Annotated in this window: 26 protein-coding genes and 1 riboswitch; of the genes, 23 read left to right on the top strand and 3 right to left on the bottom strand. The window is 52.0% G+C overall.

Annotated elements, in window-relative coordinates:
- The 4 genes from Pelsub_RS06980 to Pelsub_RS06965 all read left to right on the top strand — a co-directional run bounded on the left by Pelsub_RS06980 (position 1) and on the right by Pelsub_RS06965 (position 3,552).
- Positions 1–921 carry an MOSC domain-containing protein gene (locus Pelsub_RS06980; RefSeq protein ID WP_116224444.1) on the top strand — a complete coding sequence of 307 codons (921 nt, stop codon included), beginning with the start codon at positions 1–3 and terminating at the stop codon, positions 919–921.
- 165 nt (positions 922–1,086) lie between these two features.
- Positions 1,087–1,240: riboswitch (molybdenum cofactor riboswitch) on the top strand.
- Positions 1,231–2,133 carry a substrate-binding domain-containing protein gene (locus Pelsub_RS06975; protein WP_116225019.1) on the top strand — a complete coding sequence of 301 codons (903 nt, stop codon included), beginning with the start codon at positions 1,231–1,233 and terminating at the stop codon, positions 2,131–2,133. (Overlaps the previous riboswitch by 10 nt.)
- Before the next feature lie 61 nt (positions 2,134–2,194).
- Positions 2,195–2,884, top strand: a complete 690-nt coding sequence (locus Pelsub_RS06970) for an ABC transporter permease (protein WP_198418416.1) — start codon at positions 2,195–2,197, stop codon at positions 2,882–2,884.
- Positions 2,881–3,552 (top strand): ATP-binding cassette domain-containing protein, encoded by a 672-nt coding sequence (locus Pelsub_RS06965; RefSeq protein ID WP_116224445.1) that lies wholly within the window; start codon positions 2,881–2,883, stop codon positions 3,550–3,552. The genes Pelsub_RS06970 and Pelsub_RS06965 overlap by 4 nt, the downstream gene beginning before the upstream one ends.
- A 30-nt stretch (positions 3,553–3,582) precedes the next feature.
- On the opposite strand, the gene Pelsub_RS06960 is transcribed toward Pelsub_RS06965, so the two are convergent.
- On the bottom strand, positions 3,583–5,787 hold the full coding sequence (locus Pelsub_RS06960) for a glycosyltransferase family 39 protein (RefSeq protein WP_116224446.1): 2,205 nt from the start codon (positions 5,785–5,787) through the stop codon (positions 3,583–3,585).
- A gap of 344 nt (positions 5,788–6,131) precedes the next feature.
- Positions 6,132–6,608, bottom strand: a complete 477-nt coding sequence (locus Pelsub_RS06955) for a flavodoxin family protein (protein ID WP_116225021.1) — start codon at positions 6,606–6,608, stop codon at positions 6,132–6,134.
- Positions 6,609–6,867: 259 nt separating this feature from the next.
- Between Pelsub_RS06955 and Pelsub_RS06950 the strand changes: the two genes are divergently transcribed.
- The 6 genes from Pelsub_RS06950 (at position 6,868) to Pelsub_RS06930 (ending at position 11,063) form a co-directional block, all read left to right on the top strand.
- Positions 6,868–7,494: a TetR/AcrR family transcriptional regulator gene (locus tag Pelsub_RS06950; protein WP_116224447.1), complete on the top strand. Its 627-nt coding sequence runs from the start codon at positions 6,868–6,870 to the stop codon at positions 7,492–7,494.
- A gap of 24 nt (positions 7,495–7,518) precedes the next feature.
- Positions 7,519–8,436: an ABC transporter ATP-binding protein gene (locus Pelsub_RS06945; RefSeq protein WP_116224448.1), complete on the top strand. Its 918-nt coding sequence runs from the start codon at positions 7,519–7,521 to the stop codon at positions 8,434–8,436.
- Between the two features lie 3 nt (positions 8,437–8,439).
- Positions 8,440–9,213 (top strand): ABC transporter permease, encoded by a 774-nt coding sequence (locus tag Pelsub_RS06940; RefSeq protein ID WP_116224449.1) that lies wholly within the window; start codon positions 8,440–8,442, stop codon positions 9,211–9,213.
- A gap of 169 nt (positions 9,214–9,382) precedes the next feature.
- Positions 9,383–9,895 (top strand): nitroreductase family protein, encoded by a 513-nt coding sequence (locus tag Pelsub_RS06935; RefSeq protein WP_116224450.1) that lies wholly within the window; start codon positions 9,383–9,385, stop codon positions 9,893–9,895.
- A gap of 124 nt (positions 9,896–10,019) precedes the next feature.
- Positions 10,020–10,196 (top strand): hypothetical protein, encoded by a 177-nt coding sequence (locus Pelsub_RS15650; RefSeq protein ID WP_158675020.1) that lies wholly within the window; start codon positions 10,020–10,022, stop codon positions 10,194–10,196.
- Between the two features lie 333 nt (positions 10,197–10,529).
- Positions 10,530–11,063, top strand: a complete 534-nt coding sequence (locus Pelsub_RS06930) for a hypothetical protein (RefSeq protein WP_116224451.1) — start codon at positions 10,530–10,532, stop codon at positions 11,061–11,063.
- A 57-nt stretch (positions 11,064–11,120) separates the two neighbouring features.
- Here the strand turns inward: Pelsub_RS06930 and Pelsub_RS06925 are convergent, their stop codons facing one another.
- Positions 11,121–12,092, bottom strand: coding sequence for an acetylxylan esterase (locus tag Pelsub_RS06925; protein WP_116224452.1), 972 nt, complete (start codon positions 12,090–12,092; stop codon positions 11,121–11,123).
- 180 nt (positions 12,093–12,272) lie between these two features.
- On the opposite strand from Pelsub_RS06925, the gene mraZ reads away from it, so the two are divergent.
- The 13 genes from mraZ to Pelsub_RS06860 are packed head-to-tail and all read left to right on the top strand — an operon-like array spanning position 12,273 to position 26,002.
- Positions 12,273–12,707 carry a division/cell wall cluster transcriptional repressor MraZ gene (mraZ, locus tag Pelsub_RS06920; RefSeq protein WP_116224453.1) on the top strand — a complete coding sequence of 145 codons (435 nt, stop codon included), beginning with the start codon at positions 12,273–12,275 and terminating at the stop codon, positions 12,705–12,707.
- A gap of 2 nt (positions 12,708–12,709) precedes the next feature.
- The gene (rsmH, locus tag Pelsub_RS06915; protein WP_116224454.1) at positions 12,710–13,651 is read left to right on the top strand and encodes a 16S rRNA (cytosine(1402)-N(4))-methyltransferase RsmH; all 942 of its coding nucleotides are present in this window, start codon (positions 12,710–12,712) and stop codon (positions 13,649–13,651) included.
- Positions 13,652–13,694: 43 nt separating this feature from the next.
- Entirely contained in the window at positions 13,695–14,165 is a 471-nt protein-coding gene (locus tag Pelsub_RS06910; RefSeq protein WP_116224455.1) for a hypothetical protein, read from the top strand.
- Positions 14,162–15,949: a peptidoglycan D,D-transpeptidase FtsI family protein gene (locus tag Pelsub_RS06905; RefSeq protein ID WP_116224456.1), complete on the top strand. Its 1,788-nt coding sequence runs from the start codon at positions 14,162–14,164 to the stop codon at positions 15,947–15,949. The genes Pelsub_RS06910 and Pelsub_RS06905 overlap by 4 nt, the downstream gene beginning before the upstream one ends.
- Positions 15,950–15,951: 2 nt before the next feature.
- Positions 15,952–17,376 carry a UDP-N-acetylmuramoyl-tripeptide--D-alanyl-D-alanine ligase gene (locus Pelsub_RS06900; protein WP_116224457.1) on the top strand — a complete coding sequence of 475 codons (1,425 nt, stop codon included), beginning with the start codon at positions 15,952–15,954 and terminating at the stop codon, positions 17,374–17,376.
- Positions 17,373–18,368 (top strand): phospho-N-acetylmuramoyl-pentapeptide-transferase, encoded by a 996-nt coding sequence (mraY, locus tag Pelsub_RS06895; protein ID WP_116224458.1) that lies wholly within the window; start codon positions 17,373–17,375, stop codon positions 18,366–18,368. Before Pelsub_RS06900 ends, mraY begins: the two co-directional genes overlap by 4 nt.
- 2 nt (positions 18,369–18,370) lie before the next feature.
- Positions 18,371–19,741, top strand: a complete 1,371-nt coding sequence (murD, locus tag Pelsub_RS06890; protein WP_116224459.1) for a UDP-N-acetylmuramoyl-L-alanine--D-glutamate ligase — start codon at positions 18,371–18,373, stop codon at positions 19,739–19,741.
- Positions 19,738–20,979 carry an FtsW/RodA/SpoVE family cell cycle protein gene (locus tag Pelsub_RS06885; RefSeq protein WP_158675019.1) on the top strand — a complete coding sequence of 414 codons (1,242 nt, stop codon included), beginning with the start codon at positions 19,738–19,740 and terminating at the stop codon, positions 20,977–20,979. The genes murD and Pelsub_RS06885 overlap by 4 nt, the downstream gene beginning before the upstream one ends.
- Positions 20,939–22,009 (top strand): undecaprenyldiphospho-muramoylpentapeptide beta-N-acetylglucosaminyltransferase, encoded by a 1,071-nt coding sequence (gene murG / locus Pelsub_RS06880; RefSeq protein WP_158675018.1) that lies wholly within the window; start codon positions 20,939–20,941, stop codon positions 22,007–22,009. Before Pelsub_RS06885 ends, murG begins: the two co-directional genes overlap by 41 nt.
- Positions 21,997–22,536: a CvpA family protein gene (locus Pelsub_RS06875; protein ID WP_116224461.1), complete on the top strand. Its 540-nt coding sequence runs from the start codon at positions 21,997–21,999 to the stop codon at positions 22,534–22,536. Before murG ends, Pelsub_RS06875 begins: the two co-directional genes overlap by 13 nt.
- Positions 22,536–23,915, top strand: a complete 1,380-nt coding sequence (murC, locus tag Pelsub_RS06870; RefSeq protein ID WP_116224462.1) for a UDP-N-acetylmuramate--L-alanine ligase — start codon at positions 22,536–22,538, stop codon at positions 23,913–23,915. Before Pelsub_RS06875 ends, murC begins: the two co-directional genes overlap by 1 nt.
- 6 nt (positions 23,916–23,921) lie before the next feature.
- Positions 23,922–24,893 (top strand): UDP-N-acetylmuramate dehydrogenase, encoded by a 972-nt coding sequence (murB, locus tag Pelsub_RS06865; RefSeq protein ID WP_116224463.1) that lies wholly within the window; start codon positions 23,922–23,924, stop codon positions 24,891–24,893.
- A complete protein-coding gene (locus tag Pelsub_RS06860; protein ID WP_116224464.1) occupies positions 24,890–26,002 on the top strand; it encodes a D-alanine--D-alanine ligase family protein in 1,113 nt (370 codons plus the stop codon). Before murB ends, Pelsub_RS06860 begins: the two co-directional genes overlap by 4 nt.
- The last annotated feature ends 2 nt before the right edge of the window (positions 26,003–26,004 follow it).

Here is a 26,004-nt window from a genome sequence, read left to right as displayed (position 1 = left end):
ATGGCCAGCGTCGTAGCCATCAACCTCAGCCCGAAGAAGGGCACGTTTAAATACCCGGTCGAACAAGCACACCTACTGCCGGATTTCGGCATCGAAGGCGATGCGCACGCCGGCAAGTGGCACCGCCAGGTCAGCCTGCTGGCCCAGGAGAGCGTGGATAAAATGATTGCCATGGGCGTGCCGGACCTGACGCCCGGCAAGTTTGCCGAGAACATCACCACCCAGGGCATTGACTTGCTCGCGCTGCCGGTTGGCACGCGCTTACAGGTCGGCAAAGTGTTGATGGAAGTCACCCAGATCGGCAAAGAGTGCCACCAGCACTGCCAGATCTACCATCAGGTCGGCATGTGTGTCATGCCCACCGAAGGGATATTCACGCGAATATTAAATGAAGGTGTTATTCAGGCAGGAGATGAGATCATGGTCATTCCGGGCATCCGTGCGGCCGTCATCACGGTCAGTGATAAAGGGTTCAGCGGGCAGCGCGAGGATAAAAGCGGCCCGGCCCTGGTGGAAGCGTTGAAGGAACACGCCGTGGTCGGCGAAACGCTGATCGTACCGGACGAGCAGGACCAGATCCAGGCCGCCCTGATACGCTTGGCTGATTCCGGCGAAGTGGACGTGATCCTCACCACCGGCGGCACCGGCATGGCCCCGCGCGACGTCACGCCCGAAGCCACTCTGGCGGTAGTCGAGCGCGTCGTGCCCGGCATCCCGGAAGCCATGCGCGCAGAAAGCCTGCGCATCACGCCCAATGCGCTGCTGTCGCGCGCCGCAGCCGGCATCCGTAAACGCACGCTGATCGTTAACCTGCCCGGCAGCCCCAAGGCCGCCGTGGAATGCCTGCAGGTCTTCCTGCCGGCTCTGCCGCACGCGGTGGAAACCCTGCGCGGCGAAGCCTACGAGTGCGGCCGTAAATAACTGCAAAGCGCTAGTTTCACATATTGCCTTCCCAATTCGGATAAAACGGATTGGGAAGTTCTTTTTAACGCGCGTTACTTCTACAAACATCCCCATTATAGTAATAAAAACACCCTATTCAACCTGTGAACAATTGACACATCATAAAAGAAACTCCTATAATCACAGCATCCAATTCTTCGACTCGCTGGCCTTCGGTTCGTCCATGGCCAGACGAGCGGTAGCAGTCCGGTAAATCCCAAACCGCCGGATGTGCTCAAGGGTGCTGCCGGAAACAGCAGTGCCTCCCGTGTTAGGAAAGGAGAAGAGATGAAAAAGTTTTTTGCGTTAATGGTCGCTCTTTTGATGGTCTTCAGCTTCGCTGCCTGCGCGCAGCAAGCCACAGAAGCACCGCAAGCGGCCGAAGCGGCGCCCGCCGCTGAAGAACCTGCTGCCGAGGAAGCAGCCGCTGCTGAACCGGAAGCAGTCATAGACAATCCGGTCATCAGGCTTTCCACGACTACCTCAGTCAACGACTCCGGCCTGCTGCCCTACCTGCAACCCTATTTCGAGGAAGATTCCGGCTACCAGTTGGAAGTCACCTCCGCCGGCACCGGCGCGGCTATCGAAAAAGCCCGCAACGGTGACGCGGATTGCCTGTTGGTGCATGCCAAATCCTCCGAAGAGGAATATTGTAGCGAGGGTTTCGGTGAAGTGCGCGTGCCCTTCATGTACAACTACTTCGTCATTGTCGGCCCGGATTCCGACCCGGCCGGTGTGAAGAACGCCGCCAGTGCCAGCGAAGCCTTCAAGGCCATCGCGGATGCCGGCGCCGCCTTCATCACCCGCGGCGACGACAGCGGCACCAATAAAGCCGAACTCAAGATCTGGACCGCAGCCGGTATCGACCCGGCCGGCCAGGATTGGTACGTCAACATCGGCGCAGGCATGGGCCAGGCCCTGACCACTGCCGACGAGATGCAGGCTTACACGCTATCCGATAAAGCCACCTACCTGGCTTCCGAGAATTCACTCAGCCTCCTGCTGGAAAAATCGGACGAGATGATGAACACCTACTCCATGATTGCCGTCACGCCCGAACGCTGGCCTGATACCAATTATGTCGGTGCGGAAGCGTTCATCGCCTGGATGACATCCGAAAAGGCGCTGGACCTGATTGATAGCTACGGTGTGGAAGAATACGGTGAACAGTTATTCTTCACCATCCGTTAATCCTACCGAACCCAAAGGGGGGCTCCGGCCCCCCTAAACCAATCCATTTTATAATTCATTCGTGGAATATCTCATCAAAGCGTTCAGCCTGTTGTTTGGCAGCGATCCGGAGCTGCGCCAGATTATTGGCGTCACGCTGCAGATGTCCTTTTTCAGCACCACTATTTCATCCTTATTCGGCATCCCTTTAGGCATCCTGATAGGCAGCTCGGATTTCCGCGGAAAGAAATGGGTGCAGCGCATCAACAATACGTTGATGGGCCTGCCCCCGGTAGTAGCGGGGCTGATCGTGCTGCTGATCCTCTCCCGCAGCGGCCCGCTGGGAAAGCTGAAACTGCTTTACACCGTCACCGCCATGGTGGTCGCGCAGGTGCTGCTGATTACACCCATCATCACCGGCTTGACCGCCACCATCGTATCCATACGCGCGCCGCAAATCCGTGAGACTGCCGCCGGAATGGGCATCTCCCCTTTCAAGCGCATGCTCTACACCGCTTATGACTGCCGCGTGCAGTTCGTCTCCACCATCCTGGCCGGTTTTGGCCGCGCGATTGCCGAAGTGGGCGCGGTGCAAATTGTAGGCGGCAACGTGCAATTCAAAACGCGTGTCATGACCACCGCCATCATGCTGCAAACCAACATGGGGCACTTCGAGTTTGCCATTGCCCTGGGCCTGGTGCTGCTGATCATTTCTTTTATTATTAACGCGTTGGTGCAGAAGTTATCCGATGGGCAGGCGGAAAACGCATGATTACCCTTATCCATGTGACCAAGCAATATGAAAACCGCACCATTCTGGATGTGCCGCGGCTTACTTTTGAAAGCGGCAAACGCTATGCCCTGATCGGGGTCAACGGCAGCGGCAAAACCACGCTGCTGCGCCTGATTGCCGGAACCCTGCGCCCGGACAGCGGGAAAATCGAGAACGTACCGCTACAAAACATGGGCTATATGCCCCAGTCCCCTTACGCTTTCGATTTCTCAGTCCTGAAAAATGTGGAAATTGCGCTGCAAAAAACGCCGCAGCCTGCCGAAAAAGCACTGGCCGCCCTGGAAGCGGTTGGGCTTGAAAAATTGGCGGGGGCGCGCGGGAACAAACTCTCCGGTGGGGAAACCCAACGCATGGCCTTCGCGCGCATGATCGCCTGTCCACGCGCGCTGCTGCTGCTGGATGAACCCACGTCTTCCATGGATATTAAAGGGACTGACCAGATTGAAAACCAGCTGCTGCGCTACGCGGTCGCTAATGAGTGCACCGTGATCCTGTCCACGCATTCTCCCGCGCAAGCCCTGCGCCTGGCACAGGAAGTGGTTTATCTCGACCAGGGGAAAATCGTTGAACAGGGCAGCACCGAACAGGTTATCAACCACCCCAGGGTGGAAAGTACGCGCCTCTTTTTACAACATTGGCGTTTATAACCCCAACTTGTTTTAATCAAAGGGGGGATATTACTCGCCCGCTTCAGGTACATAACCCAATTCACGCTCGACTACAAACTTCTTTCCATCGATTTCCCATACCTGATCACTTCGATAGGATGCCGGTTTCGCTTCATCGAATGGGTAAATGATAAAGCCCACATCGCCATCCATTTCAGGCTTTTGATCCGCGTCATACTTGATGATCTCCCAATCGCAGGAAAGATTGCGCACGTATAGACTCCAGGCAAAATCCTTGCGATCATCCACGTAAAAACCATCGGATAGATAGATTTTGTAAGGGGCAGCGCAACCCGTTTCCCGGGAAGCGCTCAAAATCATTTCGGATACCCGGTAGCCCAGTTCCTGATAGGTGTTCTCATTATTCAAAAATTCCCGGCAGTCGGGTTCGGCGAACAGGTAAAAGGCCAGCAATGTCCAGCCGACAAATTCAACGGCTTTTTCACGTCCATTCCAAATAAAATAGGCGCCGCCCAAATAAAGCAGGATGAGGAGCCCGAAGAAAAAGACACCGAGTTCTTTTATGTAAAATCCGTCGATGGAGATGAGCGGTTGGATAAAGTTTTCGCCCAGCGGGATCACTTTCCCCATGATAATGGTGGCATAACTAATGCCGACCAGAAATACGGGGATAAGTATGCTGATAATCAGGAAACTCCGTGAAGAGCGGTAAGCGGATTTATGAAAAGCCTTCAGGCCGATGAACCCGGTCAGAAGGAATAGGGGGACAAAATAAATCACGTAGCGCCCCATGATCTTTTCCGGCTGGTCCAGGTTGTAATAAGCCCGCCAGGAATGACGCACCACCGCCAAAGTAAATGCCAGCAGCAGGATGAGCAAGGATGCCAGCCACCGTCTGCGCTCGCTTGCCTGATGTTTTGATTGGCTGTCTCGAACCACCAGGATGATCAGGTTCAATACCGGGGCTGCCAGCAAAACATAATACATACTATATAGCATCAACCACTTGAGCAGATTCAAAGCGGTCAACTGCTGCGGATTGGTAAACGCCGTAATGCCAAAACCCAGGGTTTGCGTGAAGGTCAGCCCATTGCCCAAACCGATGATCACCCAGGGACTGTAAACCAGCGCCGTAAGCAGCAGCATAATCAGCACACGCAGGAATTTTCCGGGAGAAAAGCGTAGCAGGCCATCGGCGCCCGCATAAGGCTTGATCCACCAGATCAAAAAAAGGAAGGGGATGATAGCCAGACTGATAAAGCGGGTCAGGTACATCAGCCCGAAGAACATACCTGCCAGGCAGTCCCATGCCCAGCGATACTTCGGATCCCGAGGCAGTACAAATGCCAGATAGACACTCCATAACAGCAGCGGAAAATACAGGTTTTCGCTCATTAAGCGGTTGGGAGTCAGGAACTGAAACGGGATCAAGCTGGCAATGATGATCAGGATCAGGCTGGCGTGCTTGTTCAGGAATCTGCGCGCCAATAGATAGAGCGGGAACACGATACTCGAAGAAAAAATCGCGTTTAACACCAGGATGGCTTGGAAGGTGTAGTTCTTGACGGCGTAGGTAAACAGCAGCAGCAGCGGGTAAAGGAAAGGATAGTGTGTGGTCACGTCATCGGCAGCATGCAGGAAACGCCCATCGAACAAGTAGAAGATCATATTGAAATACTTGGACTCACCCACATCTTTATACAAACCGTATGTGTGGGGCAGCACAAAAGCAAATTTAACCGCCAGCGCGAACAGGAATACCAGGCTAAGCGCACCCAGCTCCTTCATGGCTCCCCCCCGGACATTTCCCTCAGGCTGCGCAGTAAAACCGATTGATAACCTGACCAGGACGAAAAATACCGTCTGCAGGCTTAAAACCAACAGCCAGAATAGAACCGCTTTCAGGTGATCAAACAAAATGTAATAAGAGCCATACCACTCCTGCGGGTGGATGAACAGATAGTAAATGACTGCCGCCAGCAGCAGGCTGTTCCAAAGCGCAATCCAGAGCGGCTTTTCGCCGGCAGCGAGATTCCGAAGGCGCTGGTATTGACGGGATCCTGGTTTAAGAGAGTAAAAAATGAGAAAAATAAATAAAAGCAGGATAAGAAACAACAAGAACAACAATACCAGTTTCTCCGAGGAATAACCCCATAGGAGACTCTCCTGGGCGGCAGATCGGTTCATCAGTGTAAACCAAATCAAGGCAGCCGTTTCAATTGTACTTAATATAAGAAAGGTTGTAATCCACATGATTTATCAATAAACTCGCTTTGTTGCCCGGTTTACGCCGCCTTATTACCCTGCCTGATTCGTGTTCGCATTTTTGCTAAAATACCAAACAATAAACATATAGTACTTTTCTAAAGCAAGGTGTTGATTTAGTACAACCGGAGGTTTCCTCGATTACACGTCCTTTGTACTTTTTCGGTTTTTCGGAAATACCACCAACTAACCAATCTAATTGGCGTTCGCTTGCCTGCTTTTTACGAAAAATCCCGTACTTCTTTCGGGATTAAATAATTCTAATCTTATACCATGAGCTACAGGTATCAATGGAACTCAACCCGAATTATTTAATGTTTGGCTGATTTAGCTTAACTTGATGCGATTTTTTTAGCCCATTCAATAGCCCGTTCCAACTCTCCCGCCGATACCGGGCCCTCGGAATCGTCCACGAAGAAGCCTTCCACAGGTTGGATCACCTGCGCGCCCTTCTTCTCCAGCATCTTGGCAATAGCAGTGTTGGCATACCCGCCGCGCTTAACGATGAATCTGAACGCCTTGTTTTTGATAGTCTCCAGGTCAATGCGCGTATCGAAAACAGAAGCCTTGACGCCTTTCAGCGCATTTGCGGGCAGGCTGTTCAGGAATTTGGTTGTGCCCTCCGAAGGGCGGAATCCGCGCGTGGGAGAAGCCACAATCAGTAAATCCAACCCCTCTAATTGGGCAGGTTCTACATCCGCAACCCGCACTACATTGACACTTTTTGCGGTGCCGAGAGCTTTGCCCACTGTTTGTGCTAATTTTTCGGTATTTCCAAAGTAAGAATCGTAAATAACTAATGATTTCATGCTGTCCTCCATTTTTTGTCTTCCTTCCTTATTAATATAACGAATTTCCAAGCGTCTGACAAATTAATTAATTTTTTGTTTGGTCAAGACCGGTAAATGATCATATTAATATACGCAACAAACTGTAGAAAAGTCGCGGAAAAGAATTGATATTCGCCGTTTGAAAGATAAACAGATCCCCTGCCAACAATTGAAAACCAGATTATAATTTCTGTGACCGTTTATACCTATTCGGTCATATAGTATTTAGGAGAATAGTATGCCCAAACCATTTTCGGAACACGAAAGACAGATCATTCAACAAAATTTATTAGACAAAGGCTACGACCTATTTTGCGCGCACGGATTAACCAAAGTCAGTGTGGCGGAATTGGCACAAGCGGCTGCCATCTCCAAAGGGGCTTTCTACCAGTTCTACGATTCGAAAGAAGCGCTCTTTATGGACATCGTGGAAGAAGCCGAAAAGCGTTACCGTCTGGAGCTCTTTCAACTGATCGATCAACCCGGCCCCTCCATGCATGCACGCTTGCACGCGGTATTGGAACGCGCAATGTCTCTCTGGCATGAAATTCCAATTCTGCAATTCTTCGCCAGCGATGATTACAACCTGCTGGTGCGCCGCATGCCGCCTGACCGGCTTCAGGAGCACATGGGCAGTGATCAAGTTTTTCTTGAACAATTCATTGACTCCTGCCGGTCCGCCGGTATTCCAATCAAGATCAGCGCGGATGCCTTCCGCAATCTACTTTATGCGCTATTGCTGTTAGTCATGCATTGTGACGATTTCGGAGAAGGCTTGCTAAACGGGACCTTCGATATCATGTTGAAACTGGTGACGGCTTATTGCCTGGGTGAGGTACCTTCTGTACCCATCATCATTGATTAATATTTACCTGAGGAATTACACATTATGAATTGGAACATTGAAACCCATCACCTGGGCAAGAATTTCGGCAAAGTAATCGCAGTGAACGATCTTTCGTTAAAGGTTGCGGAAGGCGAGATTTATGCTTTTCTCGGTTTGAACGGAGCAGGCAAGACCACCACCATCCGTATGCTTTTGGCTATGATCAAACCAACCAACGGCTCAGCCAGCGTCCTTGAGACAGAAATCCGCATGGGCTGCCGCCGGCCCTGGTCAGACGTCGGTTATTCCGTAGAAATTCCATATGCCTACCCGGAATTAACTGTACAGGAAAACCTGGAAATCGCCCGCCGGCTGCATCCGCACACTTCAAAAGCCCAGGTCAAGCGCACTATTGAGAAATTCGGATTGGAAGAATATGCCCAGCGGCGTGCCGGCACGCTCTCACAGGGCAACGCGCAGCGCTTGGGCCTGGCAAAAGCCATGCTGCACAATCCGAAACTGCTCATCCTGGATGAACCCGCCAACGGGTTGGATCCGGCCGGTATTGTCGAAGTCCGCGAGCTCCTGCTGGATATGGCCCACAACCACGGTGTGACAGTCTTGATGTCCAGCCATATCCTGGCCGAGGTTTCCCGTATGGCTGACCGTATCGGTATTATCCATAAAGGCAATTTACTTCAGGAATTGAATGCCGCCGCGCTGGAAGCAAACCGCCAAAAACGCCTGATTATCCGCACACATGATAATGAAAAGGCAGCTGTCTTACTGGAAAGCAGCGGATTGTGGACGGATCGTTTACCGGATAGTTCGGTTGTTTGCGCACATCCTGAATGTGTCAACCGCCCGGATCAAATCGCTGAGAAATTGGTGCAAGCCGGCCTGCCGCCGCTGCATTTGGCTGTGGAAGAAGAAAATCTGGAAGAATATTTCCTGAGATTAGTTGGTATGAAAGCGCAATAAACAATGGAAAACTTTTTGAACATGTTATGGGTAGAAACCCTCAAAGTACGCAAATCACGCATACCCTGGATGGTCGGATTGGGCTTTATGATCTTGCCGCTAATGTGCACGTTCCTATTCTTTGTCTATAAGAATCCCGCCCTGTCCCAGCAATTGGGCATCGTCGGTGCGAAAGCCAACCTGGTGGTAGGTGACGTCAGTTGGCCGGCATACTTCAAGATCCTGAAAGAAGCCTTTGCCATTGGCGGGTTTCTGATCGTATGCTTGATGCTGGCTTGGGTGTTTGGCCGCGAATTCATGGACCATACAGTCAAGGATATCCTGGCTGTTCCCGTTCCCCGCGCGGATATTCTGGCTGCCAAGTTTGTCGTTGTTGCGGTTTGGTACATCGTCGTGGTGGGAATTTTCTATCCATTTTGTCTGCTGATGGGCAGCTTGATTCAATTGCCCGGACTTACGCCGGATCTGCTGCTGCAAGAGAGTTTAAGTCTTTTACTGATCGCGACTTTGAACATACTGGTCACTCTGCCGTTTGCTTTCCTGGCCAGCATAGGTGGCGGCATTATGCTGCCAATCGGCATCGCTATTCTGATCCTGATTATTGACAACCTGGCAGCCGTGATCGGCTACGGTAATTATTTTCCCTGGGCCATTCCGGGCATGCTCTCTCAAGGTGAGCCGTTGACAACAGTGAGCTTGGTCATCGTCCTGACGACAGCCCTGGCCGGCATCGCCGCGACCTACTTATGGTGGAGGTACGCTGACCAAAGCCGTTGATCATCCTGCGCGGTTCTATTGTGAAAGAATCTGTGGCCGCTCTGAAAAACAGATGCGGCCCATTACTAATTTCAATAATGGTATGATTTAGAAATTATGGGATTTGTCACTGCTGAAATTTCCTTAGAACGAATCATTCAAACAATTCAGAATTCTAAAAGGACCGACCATGAACATCTTCGAAATTATTAAGACCCGTAAGAGTGTGCGTAAATACCTGGATAAACCCGTGGAGGAAGAAAAGTTGAACCAGATCTTGGAAGCCGCACACCTGGCACCATCCGCTTCCAACCGCCAGGAATGGCGTTTTGTGGTGGTACAGGACAAAGACACCCGCGAGAAGCTGGCCGTGGCTGCCGGTTCGCAGACCTTCGTGGGCGAAGCGCCGGTCGTGCTGGTAGCCTGTGCGGAAACCGACGGCAAGATCATGCACTGCGGCCTGCCCTGCCACCCCATCGATGTGGCTATCGCGCTGGATCACATCACGCTCTGTGCGGTGGAATTGGGATTGGGCACTTGTTGGATTGGGCATTTCAATCCTCAGGAAGTCAAAGAAATCCTCAATATTCCGGATGAGATTGTCGTCGTGGAGCTGATGCCATTGGGATATCCGGCCGATCCATCCGCCATTCAGAAAAAACGCCTTGCCATGAGCCAAATTATTCATCACGATAAGTGGTAATAAGCCATATTTATTTGCAGTCAAACTTCATATATAATGAAAACAACTAAATAATTCCACCAGAACGGGGACGCAAGCCAATTCCAACATTCGTCCGACCTAAATTTGAGAGGAGAATAGTACGATGGCAATGATAAAGTTTTATTCCCTGAAATCCAAGAAAGATGTATGGGTGGACACCAGCAAAGTCACCCTGAAGACCATGAAAAATGGCCGCAAAGCGGCTGAAGCAGTAGATCCGGAAACCGGAACAAAGCTATTTAAATTCCTTTCGAAGGAAGATCTGGCACTGCTGCAATAGTTCAAAGTCTTACATTTGCGGCTCTGTCATTACGAAATAACAATTAACTAAAACCTGGAATTTGCTCCCCACCTCCAGCAGGTGGAATTATTTAGCTTGTCACTTTTTAAAAAAAAGTTGACAAATGCTTTCTTTTTATTATTTAATGAATACAATTAGGTTAATATTAATGGGAAACTCATTGATACATAATGAATTTCTTCGACAGGTATTGATAAAAATAGTGCGGGAGTAATTTTTAGAAAAATTGATAACAGGCACAATTCTTGCATCTAACTATGTTGTAAAATGGTATATTTGCCATACAATATATAAAGAATTTTAGGAGGTACCATGAAGAGAAACACTACCATTATCTTATTTGCGATTAGCGCGCTGTTGCTGGTTGTAATTTCCTGCACGCTTCCCATTTATATTGTGACCAGCCCAACCACAGTGGATGAAGATGATGAGGATAAAGACGTTCCGGTTATTCCCACGCAGATACCGGCAGCGACCGAAACGCCTAATCCAACCAGTACACCCACTTACGCGGTAACGCCAACCGTGTCTGTCAACCTGGACGGTCCCTGGACCATTTGGGAGGGTACTGCGCAGAAACGTCTGGATATTGACTTCCTGCAGAAGGGCTATGATTTGACCGGCAATGCAGCTACCGGGGATGGCCAAAGCCTGTTATTCGAAGGTATGGTCAGCTATGATGGCACCAATGTGACCGGTACTTGGCAATCGACCTCAGGCACTTCCGGCAACTTCATTATGTATTTGGACGGGTCATATACCATGTTCTCCGGGAATATGGGCGGTGGTGTACCTTTCTGCGGCAATCGCATCAAATCGAGTAAACCCGATCCTTGTCTGCGATAAAGCGTACTTCCTAAACCTTAGCATAAAAAACGCTCCCGTTTCACGGGAGCGTTTTATTTAATTCAGGACTTTTGATAAAAACCGCAGCTTTTCCAAATCATGATGTGTTCCTCCGCCATCATGCAGGTTGAAATGATAAGCTCGGATTTCTTTATCTCCGGCGTAATGGTTATACGCGGCAAAGACGGTTGAGGGTGGACAGGTTACATCCATTAATCCGGTGGAGAACAAAGCCGGCGCAGTGGCACGCGCTGCGAAGTTCATCCCATCGAAATACGATAACGTGCGGAAAACCGTCTCGGTTTTATCGCGATGCACTTTTAAAAAGCTGGCTATCTCATGATAGGGGTCCTCATCCGTGATAGTAGCGGCACGAAAGAAATGGCATAGGAAAGGTACATCCGGCATGACCGCTGTTAAACCAGCCACCAGGCCGCTCACCGCCAGCGTAATACCCCCGCCCTGACTGGCGCCAGTCACGATAATGCGTTTCTCATCGATACCGGCATGGCTGCGGGCCGCCTCGACTGCGCGCACCGCGTCCGTGAAAACGCGCCGGTAATAATATGTAGCCGGATCCAACACACCCAGGGTCATAAAGCCGGGGAAATGCGGGCTGGAACCCTCGCTGGGCAGATCGGGGGTGTCGCCCTGCCGCCAGGCGGAACCCTGTCCGCGCGTGTCCATGACAAAAGTGGCGTATCCCGCGCTGGGGTATAGCAGCCAATCAGTTGGAAAACCGCGGCCGCCGCCGTAACCGATATACTCCACTACGCACGGCAGTGGTTTTTGAGCATTCCTCGGCAGAATAAGCCAACCCTTAACCGGCTGACCGTCATACCCATTAAAGGTAACGTCATAGGTGTCCACCAAAGCCATTGAGTAATCAACCTGCGTGAAAACCGCGTCCAATGGATATTTCCGTGCCGCTGCCAACGTCTCCGACCAAAATGCATCAAAATCTTGCGGTTCGTCTCGTTCAGGTAAATAGCGCTGTAATTCGGGCAACGAAAGATCAAAGAGCATAATTCCTCCTCATTTTCATAACAATTAAACCATTAATTGTTAATAGATATGAAATATCTTCTAAAGAAAAGACTTGTATTTAGCAAAAAATATAGCTATAATCAGGTATAAGTGGTAGAAAGTGGTAGAAAGTGGGACGCCGGAGCATTCCGGCGTTTCCGCTTATATACCGGAGTAGAACTAATGTTCTTTGGACAATTTGACCATAACCTCGATGATAAGGGCCGACTGACCATCCCGTCGCAATACCGCGACCTGCTGGCGGATGTTGCCTATATTACGCAGGGTTTTGACGATAACTTGATGGTCATCCAAGGCGATGAATTTGACTCACTTTACCACAAAATTCGGTCAATGAAAATAACAGATTCACACGCCCGCGATTTGGCACGTATGCTTTTTGGGAACGCGGTCAAGCTGGAAATGGACAAAGCCGGCCGGGTACTCATCTCGCCATTTCTGCGGGAAGCTGCCCACCTGAACAGTGCAGTAAAGTTGATCGGGCTGGGACCGTATTTTGAAATTTGGTCGGCGGAAAATTGGAGCATCAAAGCAGCCATTATGAATGATGCGGCGGAACGAGCGGATCGATTCAATGATCTGGACCTGACTTTCTAACCATGGACACTCTTGAATCTAATCCCGGTTCTCCGCATCAACCGGTACTTTACCAACAGACACTCGAATACCTTAAACCGGCCAACTCCGGCCGTTATGTAGACGGGACATTAGGCGCCGGCGGGCATGCCCGCGGCATCCTGCAGGCCAGCGCGCCGGAGGGGCTGCTGCTGGGACTGGATGTGGACAACCATGCCATCGAAATTGCCCGGCGCAGCACTGCGGAGTTCGCGGATCGCATCACCATTCGGCACGGTTCTTATTCCAACCTGATGGTGCATCTCAGAGCAGTGCAGTGGGATTGCATCGATGGGATGCTGCTCGATTTAGGGGTTTCCTCCATGCAGCTCGACAATGCGGAACGTGGTTTTTCATTTATGAAGGATGCACCGTTGGACATGCGCTTCGATGAAGGCCAGAAAACCACAGCTGCCGAACTAATCAATGGACTAAGCCAGAAAGAGCTTACGGTAATCCTGCGGAATTTTGGAGAAGAACCTCGCGCAATCCAAATTGCGGATGCTATCGTGCGCAACCGGCCGTTTGAAAGCACGACCGAGTTAGCCAACCTGGTACTGGCGGTTTATAAGGGCAAGCGCGGCAAGACACATCCGGCCACCCGCACTTTTCAGGCCCTGCGTTTGGCAACCAACTCAGAACTGGAGAAACTGAGTGAGGGATTGGAGCAAGCCACTGCGGCGCTTTGCAGCGGCGGCAGGCTGGCAGTCATCAGCTTCCATTCGCTGGAAGACCGCATCGTAAAGCAGTTTTTTCAGCGGGAAAGCCGGGATTGCATTTGCCCGCCGGAGCAAGTCATTTGCACCTGCGGACACAAAGCCAGTGTTCGAGCAGTCACGAAAGGGGCAGTTATACCCTCAAAGGAGGAAATCGCCCAAAACCCGCGGTCGCGCAGCGCGAAATTGCGAGTGATTGAAAAGATTTGAAAAAATAGAGAAAAATTGGTCAATATAACAGGCAGAGTTATAGATGGCAAAGAAAAGCAAACAAGCTTATAAACAGGCACCCTGGAGACGACAGATCCAGTCAGTAGGAATTTCTCTCCTGCCTGTCATCGCGCTTGTTGTGGTCGTGTCAATCTATCTCATCATCAGTGCTCAATCAGCCTCTGCCGGTTTGGAAATCATGGATATGCATTACGAGGAAGAAGAAATTCTACGCATCATCGCCAATCAGCGAACCGAGCTGGCCTGGAAAACTTCCTATACCGAAATGGTGAAGCGGGCTGAGAAAAACGGCTTTGAAACAGCGCCGTCCGAGTCAGTTCACTTCATGGCCATTCCGGGTTATACCGGGCAGAGCCCTGTTCTGCTGGCTCCCCCGCCCGGATCCGAGAACACACTTGGACCAATCGTTAATGAGTATTATCAGCAGTCCCTGTGGGATTGGGTTTATAACACTTTCCTGACCAGCGCACAAACCAGCGAGGCGGCTCAATGAAAAAAGGGACTTTCTCGCGATTGACGTTAATTGGGATCGTGTTGACTTCTTCCAGCACGCTAATCATCCTGCAAATGCTGCACATCCAAAACAGCACCAAACATCAGGAACTCAGCCAATGGGCGGATGAAGAATATTCTTACGCCATTGAAAACTACACTCCCGAACGCGGCAATATTTACGACCGCTGGGGCCGGCTATTGGCAGGCAACGAGGACGTGTACGAAGCCGGCGTCATGCTGGAATATGTAACCAATCCGGAAACCATCGCGCAAACCATGGAAGGCGTCAACGGCCTGACTTATGACCAGATCTACGATGTGGTTAAGCAAAAATATGATGAAGAAAACAGCATTTACGCTGTCATCACCGATTTCCTGCCATCCGGTGTGATTGACGTGCTCAGCGACGTCAAGCAGACTTACGAGACTGAAAATCCATACGGTAAAGATAAAGAAAAACCATCATTAAGAGGTTTGATCTGGAGCTCTCATTTAAAACGCACATACCCGGAAAACAGCCTGGCTTCCAACATTTTGGGGTTCTATTCCTTCCGAGATCGTCGGGAAGGGCTGGGGTATTACGGTGTTGAAGAATACTATAACGATCTGTTAGCCGGCAACCCGATGGAAACTTTCATGCCGCGCAATCCTTATATGCTGGAGAGTCTGCCGGAAGTTCCGGCCGGCGCCAGTCTGGTATTGACCATCGACCGGGAAATTCAGGCCATGGTTGAGAAGAAACTGGATGAAGCGATTAAAGAAGATGAAGCCGTTTCCGGTACGGTGATCGTGCTCGACCCGCGCAATGGTGAAATCCTGGCGATGGCCACTCAACCGCGCATCAACCTCAACCAATATTGGAAATACGAGGATGAATTCAAGGATAGAGTGCCCTATAACCGGGCTATCAGTGAAACCTACGAACCCGGATCGGTCTTCAAGGTCCTGACGATGTCGGCTGCTTACGATGCCGGCGTTGTGGACGATGAAACCACTTTCCCCGATACAGGCCGCTACGAAGAACACGGCGCTGTTATTCTTAACTGGGACCGCAAAGGGCACGGTGAACAGACAATGCAGGGCTGCATGCAGAAATCCCTGAATGTTTGCCTGGCCTGGGTCGCCGACAAGAAATTGGGTGAGGATAAATTCTATGAATACATGCAGGCTTTTGGCATCGGCCGTCGGACCAGCGTGGATTTGGGTGGAGAGGAAACCTGGCCGTTGAGTGTTCCCGGTGACGCAGATTGGTACCCTGTGCAGCTGCTGACCAACTCCTTTGGACAAGGCGTGGCCGTCACCCCCATTCAACTGGCGACCGCCATTTCCGCAGTAGCGAATGACGGCAAAATGATGAAGCCGCACGTGCTGAAAGCCATCATTCAGGACGGGAAACAGTATAATACTACCCCGCAAGTGCTGGGTGTGCCGATCAAGGCTGAAACTGCTCGGACCGTGACCGCCATGTTGGTAAAATCCCTCGAAAATGAGTCCTCACTGGCTCTGGTTCCCGGCTACAGCATTGCTGGAAAGACCGGTACGGCTGAAATCCCTGTTGAGGGTGAATACAGCATCGACCTCACCAACGCGTCCTTCGCCGGTTGGGGTCCTGCCGATGACCCTCAATTTTTGGTATATGTCTGGTTGGAAAAACCGAAGAAATCTCCCTGGGGCTCCGTAGTAGCCGCGCCGCTTTTCAGCGATATTGCCAAAGAACTGGTGGTTTATTTGGATATACCGCCGGAAGATGCCCAGCAAAATTTAGTTGCGAAAGAAGGATAGGCATGATTACTTTAGACCTTATCGTGCAGGCATTTACCGGCATTCAAATTGCCCAAACAGGCCCCATGCTGACTGAAGCCGTGATCGATTCCCGTGTTGTCATTCCCGGCGCGCTGTTTATCGCCCTGCCCGGCGAAAAATCCGACGGGCACCGCTTCGTAGGCGCCGCTTTCGAAAAAGGCGCGCAAGTGGCACTGGTCCAGCAGGATATGCCGGAAGGCATGCGTGTTTTGGATCTTCGGCGCGTAAATTCTTCTTCGGAAGAACTCTCCATCCCGGAAATGCCTTTCTGCCTGCGTGTGGACGACACCCTGCAGGCCTTGCAGGACCTGGCGCGCTTCTGGCGCCGCAAGTTATCCCTGCGCGTGGTGGGCATTACCGGCAGCGTGGGTAAATCCTCAACCAAGGAATTGACCGCCGAAGTGCTGGCGCGCAAGTTTCACACTTATCGCAATCCCGGCAATTACAACAACGAAATCGGGCTGCCGCTGACCATTTTAAATTTAGGCAGCGGGTACGAACGCCTGGTAGCCGAAATGGGCTTCTACTATCCCGGTGAGATCACTTTCCTGTGCGATATCGCCCAGCCTGAAATCGGCGTGGTAACCAATATTGGCACCGTCCATGCAGAACGCGCCGGGTCGCAGGAAGCCATCGCTAAAGGCAAGTCCGAACTGGTACAGGCCCTGCCGGCCGCGCCCGAAGGCACCGCCATCCTTAATTATGACGACCCGTATGTACGCGCAATGGCCGACCAAACCAAGGCTAACGTGCTTTTTTACGGTCTGGATGCCGCTGCCGATCTATGGGCGGACGAAATCCAGGGCTGCGGCCTGAAAGGCATCCAATTCCGTATGCACTACCAGGACAAATCGGTGCGTATGGAAGTGCCCATTCTGGGACGCCATTCCGTCCAGACTATCCTGCGCGCGGCCGCAGTCGGTTTCTGCGAAGGTCTCACCTGGCAGGAAGTCACCGACGGCCTGGTACATAGCAACACCCAGTTGCGCCTGGTGGCCGTGCAAACCAACAGCGGCGCGCTCATTTTGGACGATACCTACAACGCGACGCCGGAATCCACCCTGGCCGCGCTCGATTTGCTGGATGAACTGCAGGGCCAGAAAATCGCCGTACTGGGCGACATGCTGGAACTGGGACAATATGAAAAAGAAGGACACGAACTGGTCGGCCAGCGCGCCGCGCAGGTCGTGCAGCACCTGATCGCAGTCGGGCCGCGCGGGCGCACCATCGCCGATTCCGCAAAGGAGGTCGGACTACCGTCCACTGCCATTACCTGGGTGGAAGACGCGTTGCAGGCTGCGGATGTTTTGAAATACAACTTACAGTCAGGGGATGTCGTTCTAATCAAGGGGTCACATGGATTACGTATGGACCGCATTGCGGCCATTTTGGAGGAAAACGCATGAAAGAGACCTCTTTGGCACTTTCACTCAGCCTGCTGGCTTTTATTATGACTGTCATCTGGGGTTCGCCGCTGATTAGCTTATTGAAATATTTCAAAGTTGGCAAAATCATCCGCGAGGAAGGCCCTGACAGGCACATTGAAAAATTAGGCACTCCCACCATGGGCGGGTTCATGATCATTGCACCGGTACTTTTGCTCACCGTGCTGTTGAACGCCGCTACCCTGCTGGGCTTTGACATTCTGGGGCAATCCGTACTTATCCCCATGCTGGTCATGGTCGGTTTTGGAATCCTGGGCGCGGTGGACGACTGGGAAGGTATCCGCGGCAGCCGCCGTGGGCTGGGCATGCGCGCCCGCACCAAGTTCCTCTTCCAGGTGGCGTTGGGGTTGGCAACTGCTCTCGCGCTTAAATATATTGTCAAGGTTCCTGAATTGTATTGGCCGGGTTATCCGGAACCGCTGCAATTGGGTGTCTGGTACATTCCCATAGCGACCGTGATTATTGTTGGGTTCTCAAACGCGGTTAATTTCACCGATGGGTTGGACGGATTAGCCGGTTTGGTTTCCGCCACGGCCTTTGTGGCTTACGGCGCCATCGCATTAACCCAGCATCAGGCCTTTTTAGGACGTTTCTGCTTCACCATTGTAGGTGCCCTGTTGGGTTTCCTGTGGTTCAACGTTCATCCCGCGGAATTATTCATGGGCGACACCGGTTCACTGGCGATCGGAGCTACGCTGGGAACCCTGGCATTGATGACCGGCCAGTGGTTAATCCTGCCTATCATCGCCATTATTCCGGTAGCCGAAACCATCAGCGTAGTTGTGCAAATTCTGTATTTCAAGATAACGCATGGCAAGCGGTTTTTCCGTATGGCGCCTCTGCATCATCATTTTGAATTACTGGGTTGGAGTGAAACCCAGGTCGTGCAGCGTTTTTGGCTGGTCAGCCTGATCGCAGCCATGCTGGGTATCGCATTTACTTTTGTAGGATAAGAATGAAAAATTGGCAAGGTAAACAAGTATTAGTGATAGGAGCCGCCCGACAAGGGTTGGCTGCTTCACGTTTCCTTGCCGGGCACGGAGCGAAAGTCCTACTGAATGATAGCCGTCCTCAGGAAAGTTTCAGCGCCATCATCCCCGACCTGGAAAAACAAGGCATTTCATACCATTTCGGCAGCCACCCGCTTGAGCTTTTGCAGGGTACCGATTTGGTATGCATTTCCGGCGGCGTGCCGTTGGAAATTCCCCTTATTCAGGAAGCGCTGCGGCGCAATATTGAGCTGAGCAACGATTCGCAGATTTTCATGCAAGCGGTGAAGGCCAATGTCATCGGTATCACCGGTTCAGCCGGCAAGACCACCACAACAACCTTATGCGGTGAGATTGCCAAAGCTGAGTTGACTTCCCCGCGGAATGCCTGGGTCGGCGGGAATATCGGATTCCCATTGATTGAGAACCTGGAAAATATTCAGGCCGAAGATTGGGCTGTAGTTGAATTTTCCAGTTTCCAGTTGGAATTAATGAACGTTTCCCCTCATATCGCGGTGGTACTCAATATCACCCCCAACCATCTGGATCGCCACAAGACCATGGAGGCTTACACCGCCGCCAAGGCGCACATCCTCCAGCACCAAAACGTGGACGATATCGCCATTCTTAACCGCGACGATCCCGGTTCGCTGGGCTTGACCGGCGAGGTGCGCGGGAATTTATTGACCTTCGGCTTCAACCCGCCCTTATATGGAAACGGCTGCTTCGTTCAGGATGACCACATCGTCGTGACGTGGCAGGATAACTTAACCCCCCTGGTCCCGCTTGATTCTCTGCACCTGACCGGTCGTCACAACCTGGCTAACGCGCTGGCAGCCTGCGCTGCATCTTTTGCGGCCGGCTTCAGCCCCAAAGCCATGCGCGACGGTATCGACGCGGTCAAGGGTGTGCCCCACCGTCTGGAACTGGTTCGCGAACGCGCGGGCGTGCGTTGGTACAACGATTCCATCGCTACCGCGCCGGAACGCGTGATGGCTGCTGTACGCGCCATGAACGCCCCATTGGTTCTGCTCCTGGGCGGCCGCGATAAAGACCTGCCCTGGGGTGAATTAGCCGAATTGTTGGCCAAACGCAAGCCAAAAGTAATCCTGTTTGGTGAAGCCGGCGACTTGATCAAGAATGCTTTGATGCAAAACGGCGCGGATTACGCAATCATCCAGGTTGACGACCTTCAATCCGCCGTTCAGGAAGCCGACCGGTTGGCAATGCCGGGGGAATGCGTCTTGCTCTCACCGGGCGGGACCAGCTTTGATGCGTTTCGCGACTTCGAGGAACGTGGGGAATGTTTCCGCAAAATTGTAAAGGAGCTTCCATGAGCGGTAAATCCGTCGCAGTAAAACAACAGCGTAACCGCAAGCCCCTCTATGTAGGCTTGGATGTGCCCATGTTCTTCACCATCGTGGCATTGCTTTCATTTGGCCTGTTGATGCTCTATTCGGCCAGCTGGCAGTATTCGGTTTCTGTCATGGGTGAAAAATCATCCTTCATGCTCGAACGTCAGGTGCGCTTTTTGCTGCTTGGCGGAGTAGTGGCCATTTTTGCTTTTTACTTCGATTACCACCGCATCAAGAAATTCGTGGTGCCCATGATGATCTTTACCCTCATTCTGTTATTGATGGTTATTTTCTACGTGGAAGAGGTTCGCCTGGGCGCCAAAAGAGGCTTGTTATCCGGTTCCGTACAACCTTCCGAACTGGCGAAACTGGTCACCATCATCTACCTGGCATTTTGGCTGCACAGCAAGCAGGATTACATCAAGGACATGAAGTTCGGTATTATCCCGATGGCGTTTATCCTGGGTACATCAGCCGCGTTGATCCTGATCCAGCCGGACTTGAGCGCAGCCATTACCATCATCATCATCGGCGGCACCATGTTTTACCTGGGCGGCGGCGAGATCCGGCAGATCATTCCAGCCATTATCATCTCGGTTCTGGCCGGCGCGCTGCTGCTGGTCTTTTACGACACCGGCAAGGAACGCATTGCTACCTTCATCGCCGGTATTGAGGATCCCTCCACTGCTTCTTACCACTTGACGCGTTCGTTCGAAGCAATTGTCCGCGGCGGTCTGTTTGGAGTCGGCATTGGACGGGCCAACACCAAATTTACCGGCCTGCCGGTAGCACCCACCGATTCCATCTTTTCCGTTATTGTGGAAGAAACCGGAATTTTAGGCGCGACTATGGTCATTCTGTTGTTTGTAATTTTCCTGTGGCGCGGCTTGACCATCGCGAAAAACGCCCCGGATATGCTGGGACGCTTATTGGCTTCAGGTATCACGGTATGGATATTCCTGGAAGCATTCATTAATATGAGTGTTTTGGTCAACCTGCTGCCGTTTGCGGGCAACGCGCTGCCTTTCATCAGCTATGGCGGCTCCAACCTGACCATGGTTTTAGCAGGCGTCGGTATTGTCTTGAACGTTGGCCGCGTGACGGCCATCCAAAATAACGAAGAAGAAGGGAAGACCCTGAATGCGGTTGTTAATTTGCGCAGGAATGACGGGTGGCGGAGTGTACCCCGCAATCGCCGTCCTTCAAGCGCTCGAAAATAAAGTGGATGAGGTCCTTTGGATCGGCAGCCAAAGCGGAATGGAGGAGACTTTGCTGAAGAGCTATAAACTGTCTTACCAATCCATCCCCGCGGCCGGTTTACACGGCGTGGGGCTGAAAGCACTGCCCGGAAACCTGTCCCAGCTCTACCAGGGCTGGCGTCAGGCTTCCGCTCTCATCGCACGCTTCCAACCGCAGGTCTTGTTTTTCACAGGCGGTTACCTGGGTGTTCCGGTGGCATTGGCCGGCCGCAAGATTCCATCCGTGGTATTTGTACCGGATATTGAACCCGGATTGGCGTTGAAGAGCATTCTGCGTTCCGCGGAAAAAGTGGCCGCCAGCTGCGATGATTCGCTGGCATTCCTGCCCAAAGGCAAGAGCGAAGTGACCGGCTACCCGGTCCGTAAAGAGATGAGTCAATGGCAGCCGCAAGCGGCCCGCGGCCATTTCAATTTACCGGAAAAAGAGAAAGTGCTGTTGGTTTTTGGCGGCAGCAAAGGCGCTCGTTCCATCAATCGGGCGCTGCTCAATGCCCTGCCCGAACTGCTGCCGGATATGCACATCATCCACATCAGCGGCAAGGATAACTGGGAAGAAGTACAGGCTTCAGTGAAAGAATTGGATGCGAGCCTGGTCAAGCACTATCACCCGTATCCTTTCCTGCACGATGACATGGGCGCGGCTTTCGCTGCCGCGGATCTGGTCGTATGCCGTTCAGGCGCTTCGACACTGGGCGAACTGCCCTATTTCGGACTGCCGGCCATCCTGGTGCCTTATCCGTACGCCTGGCGCTACCAGCACCAGAACGCGGAATACCTTTCAAACGGTGGTGGAGCCATTTTATTGGAAGACAATCAGCTGGATCAAATGCTGGTAAAACAGGTCAAGTCAGTGCTAGATGACCCCAAAAAATTGGGTAGTATGCGTTCAGCCATGCAGCAAATGGCAGCGCCGGATTCCGCTGCGCGGATTGGTGAGTTGATCCTGTCCGTCGGAAAGCGCACCTCGGGAGGAGCCACATGGTCAGTTTAAACGTCCTGTTTTACCTTTTTGTGCTTATTTTCGCCCTGATCGGTGCCATCCGCGGTTGGGCCAAGGAAACTGTCGCTACCTTCAGTGTATTTTTGGCATTATTTATCATTTCGGTTTTTGAAACTTATGTGCCGGGGATTTCAACCTTCTTCGACAGCGACCCCGCCACATCCAAAGTAATTTTTAACAGCATTTTGCTGTCGGTGATAGTTTTCGCGGGTTATCAAACCCCCAACCTGCCCGCGTTGGCAGATAACCAGCGTTTTATGCGCGACCGGCTGCAGGATACCATCCTGGGTTTGATCATCGGTGCTTTGAACGGTTATATGATTTTCGGCTCCATCTGGTATTTCATCCATGCAGCGAACTATCCTTTCTCGTTTGTCTTAGCGCCTATTGCCGGAACATCGGCAGGCGAAGCGGCTTTGAAGATCATCCCGCTGCTTCCGCCGGCCTGGCTGGGTGTGCCCGCAATTTATTTTGCGGTAGCGATTGCTTTCATATTTGTACTGGTGGTGTTTATCTGATGACTCACTATCACTTTATCGGAATCGGCGGCACCGGGCTTTCGCCCATCGCCCGCATCCTGTTGGAAAGAGGTCAACAGGTCAGCGGTTCTGATCTGCTGCTGTCTCCCATGGCGGAAGAATTACAGACGCTGGGCGCGGCTGTACAGATCGGACACAAAGCCGGAAATGTACAGGGTGCGGATATCGTTATCCGCTCCTCCGCTGTACCCGATAATAATGTGGAAGTCGCAGCCGCGCGGCAAGCCGGTATCCCTGTGCTCAAACGTGTGGATTTCCTCAAAGAACTGACCGCCGGGCAAAAAGTCATCGCGGTGGCCGGTACGCATGGAAAAACAACCACTACAGCAATGATCACTTGGTGCCTGAATGCTCTGGGCGCCGATCCTTCTTACGTGGTTGGCGGCATGGTGAAGAATTTGCATAAAAACGCCCATGCCGGAAAAGGTGCCTTTTTTGTGATTGAAGCGGACGAGTACGACGGTATGTTCCTGGGCCTGCGGCCGGATATTCTGGTGGTCACCAACATCGAACACGACCACCCCGACTGCTACCCCACCCCGCAGGAGTACTACCAGGCTTTCCATAAGCTCAGCGCTTTGATTGTTCCGCAGGGCAAGCTAATCGCCTGCAGCAGCCATCCAGGCACCCAACGTTTAATGCAGGAAGTACGCGAATCCGTCACCACCCTGCCTTACGGAACTGAGATGGAAGACACCTATCGGGTCAGTGCTATTCACCACAATCCCGGCTGCGGAGTCTCTTTCAACCTGGACATCCAAAACGAAGGTTTGGTGGTCAACAGCTACACCGATATTCAATTGAGTATTCCCGGTAACCACAATGCCCTGGACGCAGCCGCTGCGCTGGCCGCCCTGTATGAGGCGGGTTTTCCATTGGAACCGGCCATTCATGCCTTACGAGAATTTTCCGGTACCGGACGCCGTTTTGACATTCAGGGTGTCGTAAATGGAATCACAGTGATTGATGACTATGCGCATCATCCCACCGAGATCCGCTCCACCCTTTCCGCGGCGCGCTGCCGCTACCCAGACAGCCAAATCTGGGCTGTCTGGCAGCCGCATACCTACAGCCGCACTCGCGAGCTAATCAACGAGTTCAAAGACGCCTTCAATGACTGCGATCACGTTATCGTTACAGAAATTTATGCTTCACGTGAAAAACCGCAGGATTTTTCTTCACAAGCTGTGCTGGATTTAATGCAGCATCCGGACGCGCGTCAAATCGCGGAACTGAAGGATGTCTCCGCTTATCTGTGCGAACACCTGCGCAGCGGCGACGTGCTTTTGGTGCTTTCTGCCGGAGATGCAGACCAGATCAGCCGCGATGTCCTTACCTACCTGAAAGGAGGCGCGTAAACCATAATGAAAGAAGCCATGCTTGAGAAATTACGCGCTCGTTTTGGCAGTGTTCTGCAGGAAAACGTGCAGATGGCCAACTTCACCACCATGAAAGTGGGCGGCCCTGCGGATGCATTGCTGATTGCGCATTCCGCTGATAAATTAGCCGAATACATCTCAGTGTTATGGGAGATGGACGCGCCCGCAACGGTACTGGGCGGTGGATCCAACTTGCTGGTCAGCGATAAAGGCATCCGCGGAATCGTGGTCATCAATCACGCGCACAATATCAAGATTAACACCCACACCATGCCAATCTCAGTTTGGGCGGAATCGGGTGCTTTAATGAGTAACGTTGGACGGCTGCTCATCATGCGCGGGTTAGCCGGCATGGAATGGGCTGCCACCATCCCCGGAACAGTAGGCGGCGCAGTTTACGGCAATGCCGGTGCTTTCGGCAAAGAAACCTGCCGCTGCCTGATCAAAGCCGATGTACTGCATAAAACCAGCGGGCGCGCGGATTGGACTTGCGACCAGTTGGAGTATACCTACCGCGCCAGCAAATTCAAGCGCGATATGGAAGAAGCCATCATCCTCTCTGCCCTGTTCGAGGTAACCACTGGTGACCCACAGGAAATCAAGGCGAATGTAGAAAGCTATCGGCAGCGCCGGCTGCGTACCCAGCCCCCCGGCCCCAGCATGGGTTCCGTATTCCGCAACCCGCCGGAAGACAAGGCCGGACGGTTGATTGAAGCCGCCGGAGTTAAAGGCACAAAGATCGGCGGAGCCATTATCAGCCCTAAACACGCCAACTTTATCATCAACGAAGGCGGCGCCAAAGCGCAAGACATATTGGACTTGTTAGTTTTGGCCCGTGAATCGGTCGAAAAGAAATTCAATGTAACGCTGATCCCCGAAATTGAGTTGGTCGGAGATTGGGAATTCGTTCCGGAATTTTTACGCAATCAACAAGCTTCAAAGGCGGTGAAAGAATGACAGAAAAAATAAATTTAGGCATTATCCTGGGGGGACGATCCGGTGAGCACGAAGTATCGCTGATGTCCTCTCGTTCAGTGCTTTCAGTATTGGATAGAGAGAAATTCAATGTTACCGAAATCGGCATCGATCACAATGGCTTATGGTGGTCCGGCGAGCATGTGTTGGAAGCGCTTGAAAAAGGCTCCACCCAGAGTCTCCACCGCGTTTTTCTGCTGCCCGAACCAGGCAAAACAGTCCTGTATAAACGCTCTTTCGAGAATGCCTCGGAAGTTATCACGCCCATAGCCGAATTGGACGTCATTTTCCCGGTCTTGCATGGCACATTTGGCGAGGACGGTACTCTTCAGGGTTTCTTCGAGATGGCCGATGTCGCGTATGTCGGCGCGGGAGTGCTGGGTTCCTCGGTTGGCATGGACAAATCCGTTTTCAAAGACGTGATGCGCGCCAATGGTATCCCCGTAACCGAATGGATTACCTGCACGCGCCGCGATATTGAAACGAACGTTGAAAGCGTCATAAAACGCGCCGAAGCTGTGGCAGATTATCCGTTATTCGTAAAACCTGCCAATTTGGGCTCGTCTGTCGGCATCACCAAGGTTAAAAACCACTCGGATTTGTACGAAGGCATCCTGGAAGCGGCCCGCTATGACCGCCGTATTTTGATTGAGCGCGGCATCAACGCCCGCGAGATCGAGGTCAGCGTATTGGGCAACGAGGACGCGCAAGCTTCCCTGCCGGGTGAAATCGTCCCTTCGGATGAGTTTTACAGCTACAACGCCAAGTATCTGGATGGCAAATCCAATTTATTCATCCCGGCGCCCCTTTCGGACGAATTGACTGAAAAGATCAGGGAATTAGCTGTAAAAACCTATAAAGCTATCGACTGTGCCGGTATGGCCCGCGTGGATTTCCTGCTCGACAAGGATACCAACGATTTATATATCAACGAGGTCAACACCATTCCCGGCTTTACTTCGATCAGCATGTATCCCAAGTTATGGGATGCCGGCGGGTTAACCTATCCGGCGTTGATTGAGAAACTGATTGATTTGGCGCTCGAACGGAAGCAGGAGCGTAATAAAAGTAAAAGGACTTTTGGAGACTAGGT

It is taken from the genome of Pelolinea submarina (assembly GCF_003966975.1).
In the GTDB taxonomy this organism is placed as follows: Bacteria; Chloroflexota; Anaerolineae; order Anaerolineales; family Anaerolineaceae; genus Pelolinea; species Pelolinea submarina.
The sequence above is the reverse complement of the archived record's forward strand: the minus strand, read 5'-3'. Positions and strand labels throughout refer to the sequence as shown.

Coding starts and splice junctions, on each gene's coding strand:
- Pelsub_RS06980 (WP_116224444.1), top strand. CDS start 1: ATGGCCAGCGTCGTAGCCATCAACCTCAGCCCGAAGAAGGGCACGTTT.
- Pelsub_RS06975 (WP_116225019.1), top strand. CDS start 1,231: ATGAAAAAGTTTTTTGCGTTAATGGTCGCTCTTTTGATGGTCTTCAGC.
- Pelsub_RS06965 (WP_116224445.1), top strand. CDS start 2,881: ATGATTACCCTTATCCATGTGACCAAGCAATATGAAAACCGCACCATT.
- Pelsub_RS06960 (WP_116224446.1), bottom strand. CDS start 5,787: ATGTGGATTACAACCTTTCTTATATTAAGTACAATTGAAACGGCTGCC.
- Pelsub_RS06955 (WP_116225021.1), bottom strand. CDS start 6,608: ATGAAATCATTAGTTATTTACGATTCTTACTTTGGAAATACCGAAAAA.
- Pelsub_RS06950 (WP_116224447.1), top strand. CDS start 6,868: ATGCCCAAACCATTTTCGGAACACGAAAGACAGATCATTCAACAAAAT.
- Pelsub_RS06945 (WP_116224448.1), top strand. CDS start 7,519: ATGAATTGGAACATTGAAACCCATCACCTGGGCAAGAATTTCGGCAAA.
- Pelsub_RS06940 (WP_116224449.1), top strand. CDS start 8,440: ATGGAAAACTTTTTGAACATGTTATGGGTAGAAACCCTCAAAGTACGC.
- Pelsub_RS06935 (WP_116224450.1), top strand. CDS start 9,383: ATGAACATCTTCGAAATTATTAAGACCCGTAAGAGTGTGCGTAAATAC.
- Pelsub_RS15650 (WP_158675020.1), top strand. CDS start 10,020: ATGGCAATGATAAAGTTTTATTCCCTGAAATCCAAGAAAGATGTATGG.
- Pelsub_RS06930 (WP_116224451.1), top strand. CDS start 10,530: ATGAAGAGAAACACTACCATTATCTTATTTGCGATTAGCGCGCTGTTG.
- mraZ (WP_116224453.1), top strand. CDS start 12,273: ATGTTCTTTGGACAATTTGACCATAACCTCGATGATAAGGGCCGACTG.
- rsmH (WP_116224454.1), top strand. CDS start 12,710: ATGGACACTCTTGAATCTAATCCCGGTTCTCCGCATCAACCGGTACTT.
- Pelsub_RS06910 (WP_116224455.1), top strand. CDS start 13,695: ATGGCAAAGAAAAGCAAACAAGCTTATAAACAGGCACCCTGGAGACGA.
- Pelsub_RS06905 (WP_116224456.1), top strand. CDS start 14,162: ATGAAAAAAGGGACTTTCTCGCGATTGACGTTAATTGGGATCGTGTTG.
- Pelsub_RS06900 (WP_116224457.1), top strand. CDS start 15,952: ATGATTACTTTAGACCTTATCGTGCAGGCATTTACCGGCATTCAAATT.
- mraY (WP_116224458.1), top strand. CDS start 17,373: ATGAAAGAGACCTCTTTGGCACTTTCACTCAGCCTGCTGGCTTTTATT.
- murD (WP_116224459.1), top strand. CDS start 18,371: ATGAAAAATTGGCAAGGTAAACAAGTATTAGTGATAGGAGCCGCCCGA.
- Pelsub_RS06885 (WP_158675019.1), top strand. CDS start 19,738: ATGAGCGGTAAATCCGTCGCAGTAAAACAACAGCGTAACCGCAAGCCC.
- Pelsub_RS06875 (WP_116224461.1), top strand. CDS start 21,997: ATGGTCAGTTTAAACGTCCTGTTTTACCTTTTTGTGCTTATTTTCGCC.
- murC (WP_116224462.1), top strand. CDS start 22,536: ATGACTCACTATCACTTTATCGGAATCGGCGGCACCGGGCTTTCGCCC.
- murB (WP_116224463.1), top strand. CDS start 23,922: ATGAAAGAAGCCATGCTTGAGAAATTACGCGCTCGTTTTGGCAGTGTT.
- Pelsub_RS06860 (WP_116224464.1), top strand. CDS start 24,890: ATGACAGAAAAAATAAATTTAGGCATTATCCTGGGGGGACGATCCGGT.